Consider the following 21078-nt stretch of genomic DNA (forward strand, 5'->3'; position numbering starts at 1 on the left):
TGTAGCTCAAAGTCATCGATGTTTTCGGTCCTGTTCCACCATTTTTTTTGCCACGTTCGATAAAGGGTAGTTCGTGGCTTTGTTACCCTTGCCTTGTAACTGAGGGTATCGTCGGGTAGCCAACCGCATGGCGATCCTCGACCTGCGGACTGTTAAAGACGAAGATGGCTTCGTCGTTTACTTCGGCGGCCAACCCAATGAGGTAGACACTTACACCTTCGCTAATGCTCTGGTGGCGCTCTCCGACGCTTTTCAGGAGATCAACAATCAGATCAATCCCGGCTACGCATTTGAACTTCACCTAGAAGCGGTGGCTGATGGGTCGTTTCAAGCCCGTCTACGCGAACGACCAATTTCGCTCAAAGACGCGCTGAAATGGGGCGCCAACATCGTCATCTGGCCGATCTTGGTCACGTGGTTCTACAATCACGTTCTCGACCCGCAGGATATCAAGGTCGTCATCAGCACCGACGAAGTAATAATCCAAAAAGGCCGTGATCAAATCGTCGTTCCCCGAAGCACCTATAATGCTGCTCAACGTATTCCGGCGGACGGGAAAGTCGCGGCGAGCGTTGCAAAGGCAATTCAGGCCGTAGAGGTTGATCCGAAGGTAACGTCGCTTGGGATCTACAAGGACTTCAAGCAACAGGATGACACCCCCGCCCTTCTCATTGATCGGAATCAGTTTGCAGTCGTTCGCGAACTGATTGAGCGGCCCACCGGGAACCGTCGGACGATTCCCGAAAGCGCAACTCTTGGAATCATTAAGGCGGTCTTCGCAAAAAGTGAACGTAAGTGGGACTTCGCCTGGAACGGGGTGAAAATTGGTGCGACCATTGGCGATCCGGTGTTTATTGCGGACGTGATGGCCCGACGTATCCGCATTGGCGCCGGCGATGCCATTGAAGCTCATTTGAACATTGAGCAGGTCTACGACGAGGGTTCAGGCGTCTGGTTGAATGTCTCATACCGAGTGATACGCGTTATCAATTACCTGCCGGGCTCTGGTGCGCAGCAAATTGAGATGAGCGGACTGGATCAATGATAGGCCCAGTCGACACCTTGCGGCAAACCATTATCTAAGCGGGCGGGCGAATGCAGTTTATAAACGTCGAACAGGGCAAGGCATTCTATGCTGAAATCGAGCTTGTTCAGCGCAACATGATCGTTGACGGCGTGGATACGCCTCAGCCGCCGATCACCATCGGCGGCACGTTCACCATCGACAAAGGCGACATTCGTCTGCGGCTGGTCAAATTCGACGAACACTTCCACGTCGGCGACGATGATGAGATTATCGTTCGCACCGAGGACAACTGGTTCGCGACGATGTTGGACAATGTCGTGTTCGGCGGTGGGCAGAACGGACACACCGACAAGGTCGCCTACAATCAGGCGATTATCTCAAACACCACCCTCGTCGCATGGACAGCATGGAAACCTGACTATCGCGTCCGGCGCACTCGTTTCCGTGTTCTCAATGCCGATTACCTTCTCCGGCACTATCCCACCTACAATCACCTAGCGAACACCCTTGTCGGTCGTGCCAATCCCAAGAATGTGTTCGATGCGGCGATCATCGGCGGGAAAGTGCGGCTCTCGTACAGTGCCGGTGGTACAGCCGACAGCGACTATTACCGCGATGTCTGGCCCATGCTGGAGCTTGAGTTTGATGGGCCGACTACTCTGGAGGATATGCGCCAGCAGGTAATCACATTGCTGCGCTTTCTGTCCGCCGTGTCATCCACCGATCTGCTCGCGGACGAGCAGACCTTGTCGCAGCTGACGCACGAGGAGTGGGTGCAAGCGATCAGGGACAAGCTCTACCCGGTCGAATACTCGATCTATTATTACAACGACCGTACCAAGTACGCGGAGAAAACAGAGCGTTCCGAGAGACTGCACGGCGCATTTGTACTGATGCACGACGACCAGGAACGCGATGCCTTCGTTGAGTGTCTCGTCGCATGGTTCGCCCGTGACGCCGAATGGGAGGGTGCGGCATCGGCGATGTCGGATGCCTTCAAACTTCGAGAAATCATGACGCCTAACCGGCTGCTCAATGCGACTAAATGGATCGAAGCGACCCCCGGCACCAAGCCCGAACAGGCGATTGAGAAGGGGCACGTCGCGGCTCTTTCCAACTTGATGTCTCGAGAGGCGGTCAAGCTGGGCTACAACAAGCTCAGAGGCAGGCTGAGCAATTCATTGGGGCAGATTGCCAAGGAGCAGAACGCCGATCGGTTCCTGCGTCTTGTGCGCCAGTTGCAAACCCGGTTCGGCGCGGGCGTGGTTGGCGAGGATCTCGCGGCGTGGGTCGCAGAGGCTTTCACGCTTCGCGGAAAGATCGCACACGGGCCGCTGCTCAGGCAAAGCGAGCAGGAGTATGAGCTGTTCGCAAAAGCCGTCCATGCAGCGGAATGCTTCGCCTACCTCATGCTCATCAGCGATTTGCCGATGGGCGAAGCGGGGAGGAAGCGCGTCGCCCACGCACTGATGGTTGAGTACTATCGTGCGGGGATCAAAGGGACGTTGCCCGGCGAATTCAAGAAGCCCAAATCGAAAGTCTAGTGGTGGCGGATGCCGGCGGACCTCCCGCGAACCGACCGCCCCCGGGCCGGTTTTCCACTGCGGGATCCTGATCCGAAGCATCGAGCCGGGGAGCAGCGGCTTGAGGAAATAGCGGCCCGGAACTCGGGTCTTGCCAAACGGTTTCACTTTATAGTAAACAATTTCACTAGAAAGCACGGGGGCGGCCAATGGACAGCGATTTTGACAAGAGCAGGGGGATCCATCCTGATGAAGGACCAGTACAATGACCCCGTTCGGAAAGGCAGTACGCCATCTCCGGATCGAGCACGAAATGTTGTTGGGTGGTATGGCCGACGCGTTGGGCGTCAGTTCCAGCTATCTCAGCCAGATCGAGTCCGGCAAAAAGCCCATTCCCTCGGATTTTTCGGATCGCGTCGCGCAGTTGATGAAGCTGGATGCGTCGGGGGCCGCCGATTTACGGCAACAGGCGGCAATTTCGATGTCCGAGTTCAAGATTATGATTGGAAATAGCGCCCCGGCGTCAGATCGAATTTTGGCTGGCGAGCTCGCACATGAGTTCGCGCGTCTCACGCCTGAAGCTAAAGATGGCATTGCGAAGCTTCTCCGAGGGGGTGGAAAATGAACTCCCGGGTCGTTGTCGCTCCGCTGAGCAGAGCTAGCATAGAGGCATATGCAAATGCCGTGCGTACAGCGCTCGGCATCAATCTGCAGGACAGGGTGGACATGCTTCGCCTGATTGAACTTGTTCTGCCGCGCGCTCTCGAGGGATTTCGCTACGAAATCACCCCGGATCGTGAATTGGGCGACGCCGAGGCGACGACCTCGACAACGGAACGCCTGATTAAGATTAGCCAGTCATGCTATGACGCAGCGCGTGCGGGGCACGCGCGATATCCCTTCACGCTCGCACATGAGTTCGGTCACTTGATGCTGCATACCGGAAAGCCAGCGTCGTTAGCCCGCGGGGAGGTTAAGGCTTATGTGAACCCGGAATGGCAAGCTGACAATTTTGCCGGAGCATTCTTGGCACCGGCTGAAATGTCACAAGCTTGTAGCAGCATAAGTGAGTTGATGCGCCGATCGGGACTCTCGCGTGAAGCCGCAGAAATCCGCCTTCGGGTGCTGAAGATGGAGCTTCCATTTCTTCCGGCATCCATAATGAATAAGGGGCGCTGACCAATGGCCCGCGCCCCCTAATCCTTACTCAGAACCGCGGCCCCTGAGTTGGTGCGCGATCCAAAGCTCGGCTTGGCAGCATGTGCGTTAGCACAACGAGATTCTGGACGCAAAGATCATCGGGCCGCCCATCAATGGAGGCATTTCATGCCGCCACCTCCCCGCGGAAAGCGGTGGGTGTGTCGCCCGTGGAAGACCCTGCCCGATGGAACGCGCGTTTACGCTCGCCAGTATGGCAAGCGCGCGTTCTGCTGGCTGGCCGACGACGAGTAGCACAACCACCCCCGGTCGCAGCTTCGGCTGCGACCGGATCCGCCGGACGGCGAATGAGTGCCTCACCACCAAAAATGGAGGCAATACAATGAAAATCGGACGCGATGCCGGTACCGGCAAATTCAAGACGGTGAAGCAGGCTCAGGCCGACAAGAGGGGCTCGGTGGTCGAGACTATCAAGCGCCCGCCACCACCGAAGTCAAAGAAGTAACTAGGAACGGGCGCCCGATGACGGCGCCCGTTTTTTTGGCTAACGGATTTACCCGGACCGCGAGTTGCGCATCCCTACGTCAGCCGACTTCTAGTTGCTGCCTCAGGTCATCGCCCCGGATGAATGGCCGGTCTCAGGACTGTCTACGGAGCCCGAATGGCTGATAGTATGGAGTGGCCTAGATCTCTCTAGATCCCAATACCCAGCCCCCGACTCCGACCTCGGCCAATAACGTCCGCCAGACTCTGCCCAACGCTGCGCCCCGGCATCTCCGGCAAGCCCAACTGCGCTTTCCGATTGCGCAGAAGTGACTCCACCTGAGGGTCTCGCTCGAGGCTGTTCGCCATGCCCATCATACGATCGCCGACCGCATTGGCGCGGATGTCTTCGTGCTGACGCAGCAGCATCCGGCGCTGGTGATCGAGCGCCTGCCACCGCTGGACGAACGTGTCCGCGCGAAGCTGCGGATCGACGCGTAGTTCGGCCTCAAGCTGCATGGCGCGGACCGTGGTTGCGGTTCGCCCATCGGCGGCTTCGCGGGTCAGCCTCGGATCGTTGGCCAGCGCCGTCTCAAGATCCAGCGCCGCGTGCGGCCGGATCGCGTTCAGCCCTGCGCGACTATTGGACAGTTCGTGTCGCTGATCGGCCGTGAACGGCTCCCCGACTGATTGCGCAAACTGCAAGGCGCGGACGATCCGCGCATGGCGCGTTACAGCGTCCGGCAGCGCTGACGAGGGCTCAAATGCTGGTGCCTTTGATGGCTGCGCAAGTTCCGAAATGCCGGTGTTGAGCCTGACCCCAGCCAACCGATCCCGGGCCGATGCGGACGTCGCCTTCTCGATCGCCGGCGCAGGTAGGACGATCTGACGGCGATCGACGAAGTCGCGGGCGTAGTCGGACGCCATGTCCTTCGCACGCTCGCGCGAAAGCACCCGCACCAGCTTGCCGTCGTCGGCAAAGTCATCTTGGCCATAATGGAGTTCGACACCCTCGCGGTGGCGCGACAGCGCGACATAGGCGGCATGGCGATCGAGACCGGGCGTGGCGAGCACGTGGACACGGTCGACCGTCACGCCCTGCGCCTTATGCACGGTCGCAGCATAGCCGTGGTCGATCGCGGCGTAGTCTCTGTGATCGAAGGCGACCGCGCGGCCGTCGTCGAGCATCACCGCCATGCGCGTGGCCGTGACGCTTTCGATGCGACCCAGCGAACCGTTCGTGACGCCCAGGCTGCGCTCGTTGCGCCCGAACATCACCCGTTCGCCGACCGCGAACCGGCGTTCACCTTTTTCCGTCCGCCACGATACGTCGGCGCCAAGAGCCCCCGTTTCGCGAAGCCGCTGGCGCGCCGCCTGGTTGAGCGCCGCGACCTCGTCGTTCGTGTGCGTCAGGATGATCCGGCTTGAGCTGGGGTCGGCCTGCCGCTGGCGGTCCCAGCGGTCGATAAGTTCGTTGCGCGCGACCTCCCGCGTCGCGGTCGCGTAGATCGCGCCATGATCGCGATACGCGATGATTGCTTCCGCGGTTCGCTCGGTTGCCAGATGCTGCGTCGCCTGGCGTTGCCACTCCTCCTTCTGGCGACGAATGCCAGTAATCTCGACGCTGCCATGGCGCTCGGCAATCGAGCGGAATGCCGCGCCAGCTTCGATAGCCTGGAGCTGCTCGGGATCGCCGACCAGCACAACCTTCGCGCCGCGCCTCTCGGCCTCGGCAATCACGCGCTCCATCTGCCGCGTTCCAATCATCCCGGCTTCGTCGATGACCAGCACATGACGATCGGTCAGCAGCTCCCTGCCCTGCGACCATTGATGCTCGAGACTGGCGATCGTGCGCGCGTGAATGCCGGAGCCGGCCTCCAGATTCTCCGCGGCGATGCCGGATAGCGCCGCACCCTGGACCTGATAACCGGCGCTTTCCCACGCCTCTCGCGCGACGCCGAGCATCGCCGATTTGCCGGTACCGGCATAGCCGACAACGACCCCGATGCCCTGTGCCTTGGTAGTATGCTTGAACGCGCTGCGCTGCTCCGGTGACAATACCAATCCGCGCATCTCGGCGCGAACGAGTGCAAGCTTGCGATGCTGGTCGGCCATGCCGTGGCGCCGGTGCGCTTCCATCCCGGCGGTAGCCCGTTCAAGCCGTCGCTCGGTCTCGATCATCTCGCGGCTGGTAAAGCGTTCCGCGCCGCGCCCGTCCTTGCCCAACGCCACCAGCTCCGGCGAAGCGCGGACCGCGCCCATTGCCTGATCGAACTGCTCCTTGCCGTCACTGTGCCGGTGGATGAACCGAGCGAGATCGCGCGTCGTGAATGTCGCTTGGCTGTGTGTGATTGCGTCGAGCGCGACGCCGGGATTGGCGATGATCTTCTCGCCATTGGTGCGGGCGATTTCAAGATGCTCGGCGAGCCGTTCGGACTCCAGCCCCTGCGCCGCCATGCGCGACGCCGCGGGGCCGATCTTGTGCTGCGGCTCCAGCTCAATACCCTGAGCCTCAAGCGAGCGGTGATCGATGCGGGCATCGATATCGAGTTCAGCGAGCCGCTGGTTGACGTGCTCGCTCCAGCGCTCCCGCCATTTCTCCAAAAGGGAGGTCGCGTTCCAGTCGCGGTTCTTCGGACCGAACCCGTCGTCACCCACCTCGCGCATGGTGAGCATCACATGCGCGTGCGGCTTGGCCAGGCCGTCAGCGCCGATATCCCAATGCACATTGAGATCGGCGATCATGCCGCGATCGACGAACTCGCGCGCCACGAAGTCGCGGGCCAACTCGATGCCCTGCGTCTGCGTCATCTCACGCGGGATCGCGAACTCGATCTCGCGGGCCAGCTGCGCGTCGATCCGCTTCTCGGTCGCCTCGACCTCGTTCCACAGCTTTTCGCGGTCGCCGAGTTCCTCGGGTGCGCCGTCCGGCAGCATCACTTCCGAATGGACGACGCCCGCCTTGTTCGAGAAGTCATGGCTGCGATCGAGCCGTTCATCGTGCAGCCGCGAGGCCGAACGATACGCCGCCGAAGCCAGGGCGCTCGATCCGGCAGCGCGGGAGATGACCTTGGCCGAGAAATGGTAGATCGCCATGACGGCAATTCATCTACACTTCAAAAGCGACGTCGGCACGACGTATAAGCGCGCCCTCGAAAGATTTCATCAATCTCGGGACGCGAAAGTCCCAAGATATTTCAGTGCATTGCGACTAATCGATCAAAGCGATAACTGGTCCGTCCTCACGGCGCAACATGAGGACGGACCATGCGAAAACCCCGGGATTTTGATTCGGAACTGAAGGCGCTCGGCGACCGGGCAAAACAGTTGAAGGAGCGCAAGGTCCTTCAACTGGGCGAGCTGGTGATCGCGACCGGGGCCGATGCGCTGTCGGTCGAGCAGCTCGCGGGCCTGCTGCTGGCGGGAGTTGCCAACAAGGATGCAGCGGCAAAAGAGAGCTGGAGCAAGCGCGGCGCTGCGTTCTTTCAAAGCGCGACGGTCGTGGCTGACACTGATCGTCACAACCAGGGCGGCGTTAAAGCGGGTGATAGCGGCGCAGCACCGTCTCGAACTCAAACGGGCACGAACTGACACACGGGCCTGGGTCGTGAAGCGCCGCGAAAGAACCCGCCAGCTGATCGAGCTTGGCGGGCTTGTAGCAAAAGCTGGGCTGGTCCAGTTGACCGATGACGACCGCGCCGTGATCTTTGGCGTGATGGTCGAGGCAGCGGCTACATTGCGCGGCGCGGGTCGTGACCAGGCACTGATACTTTGGCAGCGGCGCGGGAAACGTGCATTCGAATATTCGGGGACGGCAACTCCAGAGGTCTGAAGTCTTGCTAGTTCTCAAACCACACGGCAAGGACCCACCGGTCGGGAGACTCACGCCGGATCGGCGTCTTAAAACTGGCGCCATCCCCTTTCTCAGGAACCTCAATGTCTGACCAATATGCGGCAACGGCCGTCGAACTAGCAACCGAACTCACGATCGCCTGGCTCGGCAACCCAAACAATCGGGTTGCTTCGGACGATGTGCCCGCATTCCTGCAGAAGATGCACGCGACGGTGACCGAGCTGGCGCAAGGCTCTTCCGCAGAGCAGACCGCGGAAGATGCGACGCCCCCACCGGAATACACGCCGGCGGTCGGCGCGCGCAAATCGCTCGCGTCGAAGGATCACATCATTTCGATGATCGACGGCAAGCCGTACAAGACTCTCCGCCGTCATCTGTCGGGCCATGGCCTCACGCCTGAGCAATATCGCGAGCGCTACAATCTCAAGTCCGATTACCCGATGGTCGCCGAGACTTATTCAGCGGCGCGCCGCGAAATGGCGCACAAGATCGGGCTTGGCCAGAAGGGCCGGCAAGCGAAGGCAGAAGCCGCAGCGCCCGCCGCCAAGCGCGGCCCGGGTCGCCCGAAAAAAGCCTGAACCCACGAGCGCCGTCCGGTCACTGACCGGACGGCGCGAGCCGCGCCTCGCACACGGACTTCACGAGAGTCTGCAGCTCGGCGACGTGCGCCCCAAGCCAGCCCAATTCTTCAGCGCTGACCTTGTATTCAGGCGAATAGCGCGCGTTGACATAGGCCTGTCGGAGCAGTTCGAAACAGCGTCGGCTGAACTTGTCATCACGCGGCCAAGCATTGATCAGCGCGGGCGCGATCTCCTCCGAATGCGAGCGGAGGAAATTAAGCTTGTGCGACTTCGGACTATAAAGCGTCAGCACCAGCATTGTGCAGTGATAGAGACGCTCAGCGGCCTGATGCAGCGTGAAGGCCGCATCCTTTCGCCACTCTGGGTCCACTGTGGCCTCGCGGGTTTCTAACTCGAACGCGCGAATGCGGCGCGACGCGCTCGCAAACCAAGTGTCGAAATACTTCTGCGCCTCGGCGCGTGCCTTCTCAGGCGGCAGCACGCGCGGGCTCGCAAACGGGAACCCTTCCGCCTCGTAGAGCGCAATCCCCTGCTCGACGATGTCGATGAAGAAAGGCCGTCCCTGCTCAAGCTGCTTGTTCACATCCTTGAGGCTGTGAACGATGAAATTGACCGGCGCGCTGAGCGCTCCGTTGATCGTCATGTCCCGCATCAGCCGGTCATCGGCGGAGGACCAATAGTCCACCACGTCAGTCAGCCGTTCCTCGTCGACCACCACCAAGATGTCGTAATCGGACTGATAGCCGCCGATCGGATCATCGACCCAGCCGCCGCGGGCGTAGGAGCCGTAGAGGACGATCTTCAGGATGCGCCCGTTCTTTTTCCAGGGTGAGGTTGCCCGCGCGGTCGCGTCCGCGAACTCCTCGAACAGCACGCGCACGATGTGCGCGAGTTCGCGCTGCTTGGAGGCGGGCAGGTGGTCGAGGTCGCTACGCATTGCCATTCATCCTAGCCGGATCGATCCGGCGATGCCCAGCCGTAAAGCCGGGCATCACCGGGAAAGCGCGTTCATTCCTGAGGTTTCTGCTGCTCATCGGCGCCATCGAGGGCGAGACTGACGGCAAGCACCGCGCTGGCGGTAAGCCGCTCCACTTCCTCGACCGACAGGCCAAGCCGGAAGCCGATGCGTGGATAATCAAGACCATCCACGGCACCCAGAAGATAGACCGCGCGCTCCGCCATCGGCAGCGTGTCGATCGCGGCCGCCAGCCGGACAAGCTCGGCGGCTTCGCGTGCCCGGCGCGTCATGCCGCTTCCTCCTGCGCATACGCGCGACAGGCATTGGCGTGCCGTTCGAGCAGCCAGTCGGCCGCCTTGCTCGCAGCACTCGCGGCGCGGAAGATCGCCCGGCTATCCTCCCGCAAAACCTCGAGCCATGACCCGACATAATCGGCATGCCGAACGGTCGGGACGATCCCGAGCGACGCGCACAGGAACGCCGATCCCATCTCGGCAATCAGCTCCTCCCGCGCATAGCCCGCCGACCCGAACGGATTTGTCAGGTCCCGCCCAAGCCGCGACGCATGCCCGGTGGCATGGACCAGCTCATGCAGCCATGTCCGATAGGCGTTGATCTCGTCGAAATAGGCGCGACGCGGCGGCACCACGACAAGGTCCTCCGCCGGCAGATAGAAGGCCTCCAACCCGCCGATCCGGAAGTCCACGCCGCTCGCGGCGATCAGATCATCGGCAACCGGCACGATCTGGTCCTCCGGCAGCGCAACCGCCGCCGCGACAAGGTCCGGACCCAGCCCCTCGCACTGATCGACGTTGAAGACCGTGAACCGCTTCAGGAACGCAATCTGCCGCGCCTCCTCGCCGTCCCGCTCGCCCTCGCCCTGATCCTTCGGCGTGAACCGATCCGCGTAACAGACACTGGTCCCGACCTCCCCTTTACGGACATTGCCGCCCAAGGCCTGCGCCTGCCGATAGGTAAGCCACCGCTGCGACGAATAGCCGCCCCGCATCACCGCAACCCAGAGCGTCAGGACGTTGACGCCAGAGTAGCGCCGCCCCGTCCCGGCATTGCAGGGCATGCCCACATCCGCCCCGGTATCGCCCCATGGCTGGACCCACGGCAGCCGCCCCGCCTCCAGCTCCGCGATGATCCGATCGGTCACCTCAGTATAAAGACTGGTAACCGGACGCTGCGCCTGAACAGATTTCTTCACTGCCTCGCTCCTTCTCAAACACCGCAACCGGCGCCGGAGTGGCGGGGTTGGCGGCAGGAGCGGACCGGCAGTCCCGCAAGAGCGGCGGGTTGCACCCGAAGGGGCCAACAAGGTGCCGCACCCGAGCTTGCCTCGAGTTGCTGCCCGCCGCGGCGGGACTACAGGGAAGCGACGCCGACCCCGCCAGTTCGAGTGCCGGAGGCAAAACGCCGCCGCGCCCGGCGCGGCGACCGCAGCATCACCAGCGCGCAGCGCTGCGCAGGCCCAACAGGGCCGATCAAAGATGCACCCTCGAATCCGGGCGTCCGGCGCGGCGGCGTGCGCGCGGGCGTGTGCGCCAGCCGCCGCCGTGCCTCCCGGCCGGATCGAGTGTGCGACGCAGCAAAAGCAAAGGTGCCGCGACCCCTGGCGGCTTCGCAAGAAGTCCGCCAGTGCGCGCTCCATTCAACCGCGTTCCGCTTGCCGGCACCCGCCGGTCTGGATCGATCCCGGTCGATCCAGCGTCAGCGATCGTCATCCGAATGGACCGAGACGCCGCAGAGCGACTCGGCGCCGCGCAGCGGCGTAGAGCGCGGTCACGCCGGAGGCGTAAGACGCCGTGAGGTCCAGGCTAAAAATCGGACCTACGGCAGGGGATGTCTTTCTGCGCCAGAGGTCGCCTGGTCGCGTCAGGTATCGCCACCCCCCTTGCGCCACTCGCTCAAATCCCAATCCTGTTCGCGGGGAGCCAGACCGACGCAGACAGGATCATGCCATGACCGACACTCCCGACCGCATCCTCCGCCTGAAAACCGTCCTCGAACGTACCGGCCTCAGCCGTTCGACCATGTACCGGAAGATGCAGAACGGCACCTTCCCTAAGAATGTCCAGCTCAGCATCCGCTGTACTGGCTGGCGGGAATCAGCGGTCAACGACTGGCTCGACAATCCCATGTTTTATTCGGCGAACCCTGGGTGATAATCGCGCAAATTGCGACGGGCCGCGCCAAAGACCCCTCGGTCGCAAGCTGACGGCCGTCCATGCGGACAAGCTTACGCCGCGCCTTTTTTTTCGATTTTCGTGCGTGTTGTTCGAGCCTTCTGTTTACCCTGTGCTGCTAAGCCTAGTCTGAGCGCAAATAGCGAGCATGTGACGTGGCGAAGGACGGGCATCGGCGAAGAGGGCGGGCAAAATCGGGCACGTCCATGAGTGATTCGAGCCGCCAATTGTCGTCCTACGGAGCAACGCATTTCGTTGAGGACCATAAGCGCCGCGGCGAGGCAGCGCAGCGGCTTGAAACGGACCTGCTGGCCAACGTACCGCTGCTCTACGGCTCGCCAGGTAGCATGGAACCCCGCGGTGATCCCGGCATCATGCTCGCAAAAATCCATCGCGAAGAGTTGGTTCGAAAAAATGGTGGCGGAATAACGCCGTTCGCGAACGGGGGTCCTGCCGACAGGCTTCCGTTTGAACGCGCGACGGCCGTGCTTGCCATCGTGCTCGTCCTCATCCTTTTCTCTGGGGCCCCGAGCTAAGGCTAGCCGCTTTTGCGTCAGGACAAATGGCTGTTCTCCGGTGGACGTCTGCTCGGTACCGGCGCTGATAACTGGAGCGTGAGCGACTTCCACCCATGAGACTCGATCTGCTGTGCCGATACCGCGATAATCGTTTGCGGGATCGGGCGCAGCGATTGACACAATTATCAGCGCTGACGGGCCACGGCTTAGCGTGGCAGGGATGTCTGCCTCGTCCCGCCGCTGCGGATGCACGCTACGGCGCGTATGCGGCGATCAACTTGGGACTGCGCCTTAGGCTCGAAGGCCTCTCAACGGAGGATCGATATGCAGCTGAAGACAAGCCTTTTCGCGGTAGCGATGCTCCTTTGCGGCAGCAGTGCGATCGCCCAGTCAACGGCAAGCGCGCCACCCGCGGCACCGGCGCCCGAACTCAAGCCCGGGACCGTAATATTCGACCCCGCTGGGGCTGAGGTCGGGACCATTGAGTCGCTCGCTGGAGAGGCTGTTGTCGTGTCGACCGGGACCAACAAGGTTACGCTGTCGGCCAAGTCTTTCGGCACCGGTCCGAAGGGGCCGGTACTCGGCATGACAAGGACCCAGCTGGACAGTGCTGCGACTCAGGCCGCGGCCGAAACCGCCACAGCGCTAAAGTCCAAACTCGTGCCCGGTGCGGTGGTTCACGGTGTGGGCGGCACCAACGTGGTCGGTACGGTGAAGGAGGCGGCAGATACGACCGTCGACGTTACCACGGCGGGAGGGGATGTCCGCCTGCCTGTCGGCGCATTCAGCCTAAGTCCCGCCGGCGCGATCATTATTGGCATGTCCTCGGCGGAGTTCGACGCCGCCGTCGCTGCCGCCAGGAAATAGCCTCATCGCATATCGGCAGTGACGAGACGGGAGGAATCCGGATTGCTTTCGCCGGCGCCTGCAACGGGTGGCCGGTTTGTGGGTCCTGCTCTGGCCGTCGCGGCCTGCTCGCCGATCAACGCAGTCGCCGGCGGCATGCAAGTCGAGCGCCGAAACGGTACATCGTGCTGCGCTCCAATCGCGGTACGGCCGGCCGCAGGATCGCATTGATGGATCCCGACAAGGGCACGGTGGAGCGCGCGTTCGAGCTCGCCCGCAGTAGGTCGTGCCAGTCCGTAGAAGATATTCGACGTGCCTTGACCGCTGAGGGATATGAAGGTGTCCGGGCACATTTGGCCGGGGCGGCGATCGGCAAGCAGTTGAAAGACTTGCTCTAGGCTAAGGATTGGCGCCAACCGTCAGCGCGCTACGCGTCGGCACCATGCGGTCGCGACCTGGTTTCCGCCCGCAATTGCATGTGCTCTTCAGTGGATATCCTCACAAGACGACGGATTCTGTCTTGTCCCTGTCGCCGGCGAATACGCGAGGTCAGGCGCCGAGCGCCCGGTCCATCATCGCCTGGCGCAGTTGCCGGCGGATGTCCTGTCGCGATTCCACCGCCGCTGTGATCGCGTTGAACCTGACCCGGTCGAAATCGTAGCGCCTGAGAACCGTTCGTCATTGCCCAGCGGTTTTGCAGAGGACAGGGACGCTCTGACGATGCCGGCCGGGGCGCGCATACTCGGCGCGCGCCGGGGCCGCAGCGCTTATGCGGTCGCCCTGAGGGGCGAGATAGGGGTCCAGGACCAACTGCTCCAAACTGGCGGGCGGTGCGGCGATCAGTCACGAGTCCTCCGTTTCGAAGGGATCGAGGGCGGGGACCTGGTGCTGATCGACACCAACTGACGACCTGCCGCCGTACAGGGCATCACATCAGCGGTCTGGATCGGCGCGTTGGGGCGCATCGGCCTGCGCGAGCGCCGCGCGCCAGGGCTTGGCGAGGCCGTGGTACAGGCGTTCCTTACATACCAGCGCCGATACCGCATGGGCGATCAGCGCCGCGAAGAAGAGCGGGAGGATCAGCCCGCGGCTGGCGGTCGCCTCGACAATGATGATCACCGCCGTCAACGGCGCGCGCACCACCCCCGTGAAATAGGCAACCATGCCAAGCAGCACGACCGCGCCGCCGGGATCGCCCGGGAACATCGGCCGCAGGATAGCGCCGAGTCCCGCACCGGTCGCGAGCGACGGCGCGAAGATGCCCCCGGGCATACCCGAGGACGCAGTGGCCAGCGTTGTGGCGAACTTGGCCGGCCCGAACCAATAGGGTGCGTTGGTACCATCGATGATCGAGCGGGCTGCGCCATAGCCGGTACCCCAGGTGAGGCCGCTCACTATGCCCGTCGCCGCCACGACAACGCCGCAGGCCATCGCCCAGATTACCGGCCGCTCGCTCAGCCAGGGCAGCCACCGGTCGCGCGCCGCGCCCATGCCGAGCATGGCCCGGGCGAACAGGCCGCCGGTGAGGCCGCCGAGCACACCGGCGACGGGCGCGACCCGAAGTACCGCGCCCGCCTTCATCGTCTCGCCCACGGCGCCGAAATAAACATAGTCACCGGCCAGGCCGAGGCTCACCATGCCGGCGATAAGGATCGTGGTCATCACCAGGAGAGCGACGCGCTGCTCATACGCGTCGGCCAGCTCCTCGATGGCGAAGGTGACGCCGGCAAGCGGCGTGTTGAACGCGGCGGCGACGCCCGCTGCGCCGCCGGCGATGACCATGGACGCGCGCATCGGAGCCCGCAGGATCCGGTGATGGAAACTAAGGATCGCCGCCGAGATCTGTACCGTGGGGCCTTCGCGACCGACCGAAGCGCCGCACAGCAGGGCGGCGACGGTGAAAGCGCATTTGAGCACAGCTGCCTTCAGCGAAATCAGGACCCGGTCGGCCCGGCTTGGATTCTGCGCGGCGGCGATCACTTGCGGAATGCCCGAGCCCGCCGCTTCCGGAGCGATCCTCCGGGTGAGCCAGGCAATGGCGGCAAAGCCAAGCGGCGTAGCGATCAACGGGAACCAGTGCCAGGTTCGGACCAGATACCCGAACAGGTCGCTTGCCCGGTCCGCGAGATGCGCGAAAAGCAGGGCGGCAAGGCCGATCGAGACCGCGCCGGTGCCCATGGCGATCCGTCGGCGCCATACGGCAGAGGCCGGCCCATGGCGGCGCAGCAGCACACGCCAGCGCCTGTTGACTGACAGCTTCATAATCCGGCGGGCCTAGCGTGTGGTTCCGCCCGGCGCCAGTCGTTCCCGAGCCGAAGAGGGCTCTGCACCGTACCGGCCGTACCCGACGCGGGGAGCACGGTGTGTCGCTATCGGTTGTCATCCCCGTCCGAAACCCTAGAAGACTTGTATGCCCGCCAGCGCAGAACTTGCCGGCTTCATCAGGAGTCATTTTCGGTCGGTCTGGGCGCTCGAGCTGTTGCTACACTTGAGACGCGATCCCGACAGGTCCTGGTCGCGCGACGAGCTCGTCGCAGCGTTCAGGGCAAGCCAGGCAGTCATTGGCACGAGCCTGGACAATCTCCTTGCCGGCGGGCTGGTGGTGATCGAGGAATCCGACGCGGTGCGCTATGGTCCGGCGACCGAGGCCCTCGAACGGCTGATCGGCGATACGGCGAGCCTCTATGGTCTTAAGCCCAATTCGGTCAGGCGGCTCATCGTCACGCCCGGCGACGACATCGCGGCGTTCGCGGACGCTTTCAGGCTGAGGAGGGATTGATGCCGGAGATATTTCCGACCGCCGTCTATTCGCTGTGCTTCGCGACGAGCGGTGCCTGCGCTTTCCTGCTCGCGCGCAGCTACCTCCATACGGGCGTGCGGGTGCTGCTATGGAGCGCGATCTGCTTCATTCTCCTGGCTGCCAACAACTTCCTGGTGATCCTCGATCTTCTGGTGCTGCCGGATATCAATCTGGGCGTCCTGCGCCTCGCTTTCTCCGCTGCCGGTCTCGGCGTGCTCCTGTTCGGATTCGTCTGGGACCTGAAGGAATAGCCATGCTGGTGCCTTTTCTTTCCGGCGTCGTCGTCGCCGGCTTCCTGGTCGCCGGGCTCTTCTTTCTCCGTTTCTGGCGCAAGAGCGGGGATGGCCTGTTCCTGGCGTTCGCTGGGTCGTTCTGGCTGCTCGGTCTCAACCAGGCGCTGCTCACCTTCTCGAACGCATCGGTGGAGGAACGCAGCTGGCTCTTCCTGCTTCGGCTCTTCGCCTTTGTCCTGATCCTGGTTGCGATCGGGCTCAAGAATCGCCAGCGATAGGCCCAAACAGATCGGCAACGCCGCTCCGGCGGATAACGAGGAAAGGGGACCCGATGGCGACCAAGATTGCCGAAGGCGCCGCCAGCTGGCGTTGGCAGCGCACTACCCTGTATCGCTGGTGGCGCCATGCGGTGGTCGGATCCGTCGACCACGGCGGCGTCATGGAGCGGATCGTGGAGGATAGCGGCTGGTCGCCGCGCTACGCTTTTATGACGACGATGTCGGCCGGTATCGCGGTGCTAGGACTGCTCCTGTCCTCGCCGGCGGTCGTCATCGGCGCCATGCTGATCTCGCCGTTGATGGGACCGATCCTGGGCCTGGGATTCAGCCTTGCCCTGTTCGATTTCACGGAGACGCGCCGCTCGCTGACCGCACTGGCAATCGGCTCGATCGCGGCCGTCGCCTTCACCGCGCTGATCGTGCTGGCATCGCCCCTGAAAGCGCCGACCGCGGAAATCCTCGCGCGCACCCGCCCCAATCTCTTCGACCTGCTCGTCGCGCTCTTCGCAGCTCTCGCCGGCACCTTCGCGATCATTCGCGGACGCGGCGAGACGATCGTCGGCGTCGCCATCGCGACCGCACTGATGCCGCCCCTCGCGGTGGTCGGGTTCGGGCTCGCGACCTGGAATATACCGGTTCTGGCCGGGTCGTTCGCCTTGTTCGTCACCAACCTGATGACGATCGCCCTGGCCGCGACCGTGATGGCGCGATTCTATGGCTTCGGGCATTTCCTCTCCAGCCAGCAGAGCTGGACCCAGACCATCGTGCTGACGATCATCTTCGTCGCCATGTCCATCCCGCTTGGCATCTCGCTCGGCCGTATCGCGAGCGAGACCGTCACCGCCACTCAAGTGCGCTCGTTTCTCGGCGATCGGTTCGGCAGCGGGGCGCGGGTGACCCAGCTCGACATCGGCTTCGACGCCGACCCTCTCTCGATCCGCTCGGTGGTGATCGCGCCCCGGGCTGCGGCTCAGGACAGCAGCGCCTTGCAACGGGCGCTGGCGGCACGGCTCGGGCGTCCGGTTCGTTTGCAGGTCGATCAGATACTGCTTGATCCCGGTGCGAGCGCGACCGATGCCCAACGAGCGGAGCTACGGCAGGCATCCGCTGCGTCGGCGGCGGAAGACGCCGAGGCGAGGGGGCTCGGCGCGCTGGTCGCGCTCAGCGCCGGCGTGTCGCCGGAGGATGTCACGATAGACCGTGACCATCATCGCATCACGGCGACCGCGACCGCGCTGCCCGGCGCGACGCCGGCGACCTACCGCGCGCTCGAACAGCGCATGGCGGCGTCAGCTCCCGACTGGCAGGTCCGGGTCGTCCCGCCGCTGGCGAGCTTCCCGCCCATCCGGTTCTCGGGCGACGCCGACACCCTCGATGATGCAGCGAAGGATGCCGTTCAGCTGTCGATCTGGGAGGCGCAGCGCTGGAACATTCCGGCGCTTGCCGTTCCTGGGCTCCCGGACGGAACTCCGCCGGATAATCCGCCGCTTGCTGCGAGGCGGGCGCTGGCGATCGCCGCGCTGCTGCGCGCGCAGGGCCTGCGCGCTGCCCCGGGTAGCGGCGGCGGCCAGATAATCGTCCTCTCGCCGGTCCAGGCGGAGGCCCCATGATCCACGGCCTCGTCATCACGCCGTTCAACGCTGCGGCCATCCTGATCGTGCTGTCGGCGCTGCTCGGCTATATCAATCACCGCTTCCTCAAGCTGCCGCCGTCCGTCGGGCTGACGGTGATGGGCGCAGTCGCCTCGCTGATCCTGGTCGGCATCGATCTGCTGTTGCCGGCAAGCGCGATCGGCGGCGAGATCGTCGCCTTCATCGCCCATATCGATTTCCATGAGACGCTGATGAACGGCATGCTGTCGTTCCTGCTCTTCGCCGGTGCGCTGCATGTCGACTGGAGCGACATGAAGCGCGGCGGCTGGCCGATCCTGGTGCTGAGCACCATCGGGGTGCTGCTGTCCACCGTGCTGATCGGGGCGGGGTTCTGGCTGGTGGCCGATCTGCTCGGGCTGAGCGTTCCCCTGGTCTGGTGCCTGGTCTTTGGCGCGCTGATCAGTCCGACCGATCCAGTCGCGGTAATGGGTGTGCTCCAGCGCGCCAGGGTATCCCCGACGCTTGAGGCGACTGTCGCCGGCGAGAGCCTGTTCAACGACGGTGTCGGCGTCGTCGTCTTCACGATCATCCTGGCAACCGCGCTCGGCACCGAGCCATTTTCCGCCGGCCATGCCGTCCATCTGTTCCTGGTCGAGGCAGGCGGCGGGGTGCTGCTCGGCCTGCTGACGGGCTGGATCGGTTACCGGGCGATGCGGTCGATCGACGATTACAAGGTCGAAGTGCTGATCACGCTCGCGATCGTGATGGGCGGCTATACGCTGGCGAGCTGGATTCACGTGAGCGGGCCGGTGGCGATGGCGGTTGCCGGGCTGCTGATTGGCAACGAGGGCGTCGCGACCGCGATGAGCGACACCACGCGTGATTATGTCCTGAAATTCTGGGCGCTGATCGACGACATCCTGAACGCGGTCCTGTTCGTGCTGATCGGGCTCGAAGTGGTGACGGTTCCGGCCGATATGCGCCTAATCCTGCTCGGGCTGGCGGCGATCCCGCTGGTGCTGCTCGCCCGCGCCGTGTCGGTGATCGGTCCGCTCACGACCATGCAGCCCTTTCTCACGCTCGGTCCCCTCGCCTTGCCCACGCTGATCTGGGGCGGCCTTCGCGGCGGCATCTCCGTCGCGTTGGCGCTGGGCCTACCGGAAGGGCCGGCGCGATCGATCGCACTGGCGGCGACCTATATCGTGGTGCTGTTCTCGGTGATCGTGCAGGGCGGCAGCATCGCGCGCCTGCTCAGCTGGCTCACCGCGCGGGCGGCACAGTCGGCGCGGTCGGAGCAATGAGCCCCGCGGCGCTCAGCACGGTCGTCCTGCTGGGTGCCCTGCTCCTGTTCGTTTCGGAGCGGGTCCGGCATGACCTTGTTGCCCTTATTGCCCTGTTTGCCTGCCTCGCCCTTGGGCTGACCACGCCGGCATTGGCATTGAAAGGGTTCGCGGATCCGGCGGTCATTGCAGTCGCCGCCATCTTGGTCGTGGGGCGTGCAGTCGAGATATCGGGCGCCGCCGCGGTCGTGGCGCGCCTCGCGATCCCGGTCCATGTTGGTTTCACCGCCAGGGTCTCAGCTCTGCTCGTTCTGGCCGCGTTTCTCTCGGCCTTCATGAACAACATCGCCGCGCTGGTGATCACCATGCCGATCGCGACCGAAATCGCCCGCGATGCCAGACGTCCACCGGCAACGACGCTGATGCCGCTTGCCTTCGCGACGATCCTTGGCGGTATGACGACTCTGATCGGCACGCCCGCTAATCTGATCCTGTCGTCCGTCCGCGCTCAGGAGCTTGGATCGCCCTTCGGATTCTTCACCATGACGCCGGTTGGTATTTCGGTGACGGTCGTGGGCCTTGCCTACCTGACGCTCGGTGGCTGGAAGCTGCTGCCGATCCGATCGGCGGCGAAGCGGGAGGCCCGTGCGCCCTGGCGCGTTTTCGAGTTGACGGTGCCTGCTGGGAGTTCGGTTTCGTCGCTGGCGACACTGTCGCCACGCCTGCGCGAGCAATCGACACGCCTACTGGCGATATTCCGAGACGACGCAACGGTTCCGAAAACGGCTGATTCGCCCCTCCGTCCCGGCGATCATCTTCTGTTGCTGGCGCGAGAAAACCAGTGGGTGGTTGCCGACCGACTGGCTCTCAAGGCCCCGGCAATTCGGGCGGTTGGGCAGGGCGATGTCACCGCGCGGACGGTTGTCGGGCACGGATCACTCTTGGTCGGACTGCCGCACGACGCGGTGCAGAGCCGCAGCGACGAACGGCTGGCCGTCGTCGCGGTCGGGCCGCGAGCGGCGCGGGCACGGATCCCGCTGTCACGCCTTCGGATCGAGCCCGGTGATCAGTTGTTCGTCCGCGGCGCGCCCGCCGATCTCGCTCGCTTCATGGCTAGTGCACGCCTTCTGGAGATCGACCGGTTCGATCCGGCGCCGATTGCCCCGCGCCGGGCGCTCGCGACGGTCGCGATTTTTCTCGCCGCGATTCTCGCGATCGTCGCTCTGGGGCTGTCGCCGGCAATCGCGTTCCTCGGGGCGGCAACCGTGCTGGCCGCGGTCCGGCTGATCGAGCCGGCCGACATCTATCGCTCGATCGACTGGAGCGTGGTGGTGCTGCTTGCCGCGATGATCCCGGTTGGGCACAGCTTTGAAACCAGCGGTGCCGCCTCCATCGCGGCCGGATTTCTCGGGCAGACGCTCGCCGGTCTGCCGCTCGCCGTGGTGCTTGCAGCCGTGTGCGCAGTGACGATGCTGCTGTCGATCTTCCTCAACAATGTGGCGACCGCGATCATCATGGGACCGCTGGCCATAGACGTTGCCGGTCTGCTTGGGGTCGCGCCCGACGCAGCGCTGCTGGCGGTGTTGATCGGCGCATCGGCGGACTTCCTCACACCGATCGGCCACCAGAACAATTTGCTGGTCATGGGCCCCGGCGGCTACCGGTTCACCGATTATCCCCGGCTCGGCGCGATCCTAGTCGTACTCGTGATCGCGACAGCGGCGCTCACCCTGTCGCTGCTCTACGGCTAGCATTT

Annotated in this window: 23 protein-coding genes; 18 read left to right on the forward strand and 5 right to left on the reverse strand. The window is 63.6% G+C overall.

Features of this window, described 5'->3' with window-relative positions; all coding sequences use genetic code 11:
* Positions 1-127: 127 nt before the first annotated feature.
* The 5 genes from ACZ1I2_RS03630 (at position 128) to ACZ1I2_RS03650 (ending at position 4213) form a co-directional block, all read left to right on the forward strand.
* Positions 128-1045 carry an LAPAL motif-containing putative phage structural protein gene (locus ACZ1I2_RS03630; protein ID WP_465175112.1) on the forward strand — a complete coding sequence of 306 codons (918 nt, stop codon included), beginning with the start codon at positions 128-130 and terminating at the stop codon, positions 1043-1045.
* Positions 1046-1095: 50 nt separating this feature from the next.
* Positions 1096-2571 (forward strand): hypothetical protein, encoded by a 1476-nt coding sequence (locus tag ACZ1I2_RS03635; protein ID WP_465175111.1) that lies wholly within the window; start codon positions 1096-1098, stop codon positions 2569-2571.
* 244 nt (positions 2572-2815) lie between these two features.
* Entirely contained in the window at positions 2816-3175 is a 360-nt protein-coding gene (locus tag ACZ1I2_RS03640; protein ID WP_465175110.1) for a helix-turn-helix domain-containing protein, read from the forward strand.
* Entirely contained in the window at positions 3172-3729 is a 558-nt protein-coding gene (locus ACZ1I2_RS03645) for an ImmA/IrrE family metallo-endopeptidase (protein ID WP_465175109.1), read from the forward strand. The genes ACZ1I2_RS03640 and ACZ1I2_RS03645 overlap by 4 nt, the downstream gene beginning before the upstream one ends.
* Before the next feature lie 361 nt (positions 3730-4090).
* Entirely contained in the window at positions 4091-4213 is a 123-nt protein-coding gene (locus tag ACZ1I2_RS03650) for a hypothetical protein (protein ID WP_465181576.1), read from the forward strand.
* 188 nt (positions 4214-4401) lie between these two features.
* Here ACZ1I2_RS03650 and traA read toward each other — a convergent pair whose 3' ends face one another.
* Entirely contained in the window at positions 4402-7287 is a 2886-nt protein-coding gene (gene traA, locus ACZ1I2_RS03655; protein WP_465175107.1) for a Ti-type conjugative transfer relaxase TraA, read from the reverse strand.
* A gap of 171 nt (positions 7288-7458) precedes the next feature.
* Here traA and ACZ1I2_RS03660 point away from each other — a divergent pair, with 171 nt between their 5' ends.
* From ACZ1I2_RS03660 to ACZ1I2_RS03670, 3 genes are all read left to right on the forward strand, one after another.
* Positions 7459-7782 carry a conjugal transfer protein TraD gene (locus ACZ1I2_RS03660; RefSeq protein WP_465175106.1) on the forward strand — a complete coding sequence of 108 codons (324 nt, stop codon included), beginning with the start codon at positions 7459-7461 and terminating at the stop codon, positions 7780-7782.
* Between the two features lie 16 nt (positions 7783-7798).
* A complete protein-coding gene (locus ACZ1I2_RS03665; RefSeq protein ID WP_465175105.1) occupies positions 7799-8023 on the forward strand; it encodes a conjugal transfer protein TraD in 225 nt (74 codons plus the stop codon).
* Between the two features lie 104 nt (positions 8024-8127).
* Positions 8128-8622 (forward strand): Ros/MucR family transcriptional regulator, encoded by a 495-nt coding sequence (locus ACZ1I2_RS03670; protein ID WP_465175104.1) that lies wholly within the window; start codon positions 8128-8130, stop codon positions 8620-8622.
* Positions 8623-8641: 19 nt separating this feature from the next.
* Here ACZ1I2_RS03670 and ACZ1I2_RS03675 read toward each other — a convergent pair whose 3' ends face one another.
* The 3 genes from ACZ1I2_RS03675 to ACZ1I2_RS03685 all read right to left on the reverse strand — a co-directional run bounded on the left by ACZ1I2_RS03675 (position 8642) and on the right by ACZ1I2_RS03685 (position 10796).
* Complete coding sequence (locus ACZ1I2_RS03675; protein ID WP_465175103.1) at positions 8642-9562, reverse strand: HEPN domain-containing protein; 921 nt, start codon at positions 9560-9562, stop codon at positions 8642-8644.
* A gap of 71 nt (positions 9563-9633) precedes the next feature.
* Positions 9634-9873, reverse strand: a complete 240-nt coding sequence (locus tag ACZ1I2_RS03680) for a sigma factor-like helix-turn-helix DNA-binding protein (protein WP_465175102.1) — start codon at positions 9871-9873, stop codon at positions 9634-9636.
* Complete coding sequence (locus tag ACZ1I2_RS03685; RefSeq protein ID WP_465175101.1) at positions 9870-10796, reverse strand: ArdC family protein; 927 nt, start codon at positions 10794-10796, stop codon at positions 9870-9872. The genes ACZ1I2_RS03680 and ACZ1I2_RS03685 overlap by 4 nt, the downstream gene beginning before the upstream one ends.
* 754 nt (positions 10797-11550) lie before the next feature.
* Here ACZ1I2_RS03685 and ACZ1I2_RS03690 point away from each other — a divergent pair.
* The 4 genes from ACZ1I2_RS03690 to ACZ1I2_RS03705 all read left to right on the forward strand — a co-directional run bounded on the left by ACZ1I2_RS03690 (position 11551) and on the right by ACZ1I2_RS03705 (position 13537).
* On the forward strand, positions 11551-11754 hold the full coding sequence (locus ACZ1I2_RS03690) for a helix-turn-helix transcriptional regulator (protein WP_465175100.1): 204 nt from the start codon (positions 11551-11553) through the stop codon (positions 11752-11754).
* 227 nt (positions 11755-11981) lie between these two features.
* The gene (locus tag ACZ1I2_RS03695) at positions 11982-12311 is read left to right on the forward strand and encodes a hypothetical protein (protein ID WP_465175099.1); all 330 of its coding nucleotides are present in this window, start codon (positions 11982-11984) and stop codon (positions 12309-12311) included.
* A gap of 306 nt (positions 12312-12617) precedes the next feature.
* Positions 12618-13160, forward strand: a complete 543-nt coding sequence (locus ACZ1I2_RS03700; RefSeq protein ID WP_465175098.1) for a hypothetical protein — start codon at positions 12618-12620, stop codon at positions 13158-13160.
* Between the two features lie 209 nt (positions 13161-13369).
* Positions 13370-13537, forward strand: a complete 168-nt coding sequence (locus tag ACZ1I2_RS03705) for a hypothetical protein (protein WP_465175097.1) — start codon at positions 13370-13372, stop codon at positions 13535-13537.
* 535 nt (positions 13538-14072) lie between these two features.
* On the opposite strand, the gene ACZ1I2_RS03710 is transcribed toward ACZ1I2_RS03705, so the two are convergent.
* Positions 14073-15401 (reverse strand): chloride channel protein, encoded by a 1329-nt coding sequence (locus tag ACZ1I2_RS03710; protein ID WP_465175096.1) that lies wholly within the window; start codon positions 15399-15401, stop codon positions 14073-14075.
* 148 nt (positions 15402-15549) lie between these two features.
* Here ACZ1I2_RS03710 and ACZ1I2_RS03715 point away from each other — a divergent pair, with 148 nt between their 5' ends.
* From ACZ1I2_RS03715 to ACZ1I2_RS03740, 6 genes are read left to right on the forward strand one after another with little or no spacing between them, the layout of a single operon-like run.
* Complete coding sequence (locus ACZ1I2_RS03715) at positions 15550-15918, forward strand: hypothetical protein (protein WP_465175095.1); 369 nt, start codon at positions 15550-15552, stop codon at positions 15916-15918.
* The gene (locus ACZ1I2_RS03720) at positions 15918-16190 is read left to right on the forward strand and encodes a DUF5985 family protein (RefSeq protein ID WP_465175094.1); all 273 of its coding nucleotides are present in this window, start codon (positions 15918-15920) and stop codon (positions 16188-16190) included. The genes ACZ1I2_RS03715 and ACZ1I2_RS03720 overlap by 1 nt, the downstream gene beginning before the upstream one ends.
* 2 nt (positions 16191-16192) lie before the next feature.
* Complete coding sequence (locus ACZ1I2_RS03725) at positions 16193-16450, forward strand: DUF5985 family protein (protein WP_465175093.1); 258 nt, start codon at positions 16193-16195, stop codon at positions 16448-16450.
* A 53-nt stretch (positions 16451-16503) separates the two neighbouring features.
* Positions 16504-18060, forward strand: a complete 1557-nt coding sequence (locus ACZ1I2_RS03730) for a DUF389 domain-containing protein (protein ID WP_465175092.1) — start codon at positions 16504-16506, stop codon at positions 18058-18060.
* Complete coding sequence (locus ACZ1I2_RS03735; protein WP_465175091.1) at positions 18057-19343, forward strand: cation:proton antiporter; 1287 nt, start codon at positions 18057-18059, stop codon at positions 19341-19343. The genes ACZ1I2_RS03730 and ACZ1I2_RS03735 overlap by 4 nt, the downstream gene beginning before the upstream one ends.
* Positions 19340-21073, forward strand: a complete 1734-nt coding sequence (locus ACZ1I2_RS03740) for an SLC13 family permease (protein ID WP_465175090.1) — start codon at positions 19340-19342, stop codon at positions 21071-21073. Before ACZ1I2_RS03735 ends, ACZ1I2_RS03740 begins: the two co-directional genes overlap by 4 nt.
* Positions 21074-21078: the final 5 nt, after the last annotated feature.

The organism is Sphingomonas sp. BL-S-29, from assembly GCF_055521495.1.

Coding starts and splice junctions, on each gene's coding strand:
- ACZ1I2_RS03630 (WP_465175112.1), top strand. CDS start 128: ATGGCGATCCTCGACCTGCGGACTGTTAAAGACGAAGATGGCTTCGTC.
- ACZ1I2_RS03635 (WP_465175111.1), top strand. CDS start 1,096: ATGCAGTTTATAAACGTCGAACAGGGCAAGGCATTCTATGCTGAAATC.
- ACZ1I2_RS03640 (WP_465175110.1), top strand. CDS start 2,816: ATGACCCCGTTCGGAAAGGCAGTACGCCATCTCCGGATCGAGCACGAA.
- ACZ1I2_RS03645 (WP_465175109.1), top strand. CDS start 3,172: ATGAACTCCCGGGTCGTTGTCGCTCCGCTGAGCAGAGCTAGCATAGAG.
- ACZ1I2_RS03650 (WP_465181576.1), top strand. CDS start 4,091: ATGAAAATCGGACGCGATGCCGGTACCGGCAAATTCAAGACGGTGAAG.
- traA (WP_465175107.1), bottom strand. CDS start 7,287: ATGGCGATCTACCATTTCTCGGCCAAGGTCATCTCCCGCGCTGCCGGA.
- ACZ1I2_RS03660 (WP_465175106.1), top strand. CDS start 7,459: ATGCGAAAACCCCGGGATTTTGATTCGGAACTGAAGGCGCTCGGCGAC.
- ACZ1I2_RS03670 (WP_465175104.1), top strand. CDS start 8,128: ATGTCTGACCAATATGCGGCAACGGCCGTCGAACTAGCAACCGAACTC.
- ACZ1I2_RS03675 (WP_465175103.1), bottom strand. CDS start 9,562: ATGCGTAGCGACCTCGACCACCTGCCCGCCTCCAAGCAGCGCGAACTC.
- ACZ1I2_RS03680 (WP_465175102.1), bottom strand. CDS start 9,873: ATGACGCGCCGGGCACGCGAAGCCGCCGAGCTTGTCCGGCTGGCGGCC.
- ACZ1I2_RS03690 (WP_465175100.1), top strand. CDS start 11,551: ATGACCGACACTCCCGACCGCATCCTCCGCCTGAAAACCGTCCTCGAA.
- ACZ1I2_RS03695 (WP_465175099.1), top strand. CDS start 11,982: ATGAGTGATTCGAGCCGCCAATTGTCGTCCTACGGAGCAACGCATTTC.
- ACZ1I2_RS03700 (WP_465175098.1), top strand. CDS start 12,618: ATGCAGCTGAAGACAAGCCTTTTCGCGGTAGCGATGCTCCTTTGCGGC.
- ACZ1I2_RS03705 (WP_465175097.1), top strand. CDS start 13,370: ATGGATCCCGACAAGGGCACGGTGGAGCGCGCGTTCGAGCTCGCCCGC.
- ACZ1I2_RS03710 (WP_465175096.1), bottom strand. CDS start 15,401: ATGAAGCTGTCAGTCAACAGGCGCTGGCGTGTGCTGCTGCGCCGCCAT.
- ACZ1I2_RS03715 (WP_465175095.1), top strand. CDS start 15,550: ATGCCCGCCAGCGCAGAACTTGCCGGCTTCATCAGGAGTCATTTTCGG.
- ACZ1I2_RS03720 (WP_465175094.1), top strand. CDS start 15,918: ATGCCGGAGATATTTCCGACCGCCGTCTATTCGCTGTGCTTCGCGACG.
- ACZ1I2_RS03725 (WP_465175093.1), top strand. CDS start 16,193: ATGCTGGTGCCTTTTCTTTCCGGCGTCGTCGTCGCCGGCTTCCTGGTC.
- ACZ1I2_RS03730 (WP_465175092.1), top strand. CDS start 16,504: ATGGCGACCAAGATTGCCGAAGGCGCCGCCAGCTGGCGTTGGCAGCGC.
- ACZ1I2_RS03735 (WP_465175091.1), top strand. CDS start 18,057: ATGATCCACGGCCTCGTCATCACGCCGTTCAACGCTGCGGCCATCCTG.
- ACZ1I2_RS03740 (WP_465175090.1), top strand. CDS start 19,340: ATGAGCCCCGCGGCGCTCAGCACGGTCGTCCTGCTGGGTGCCCTGCTC.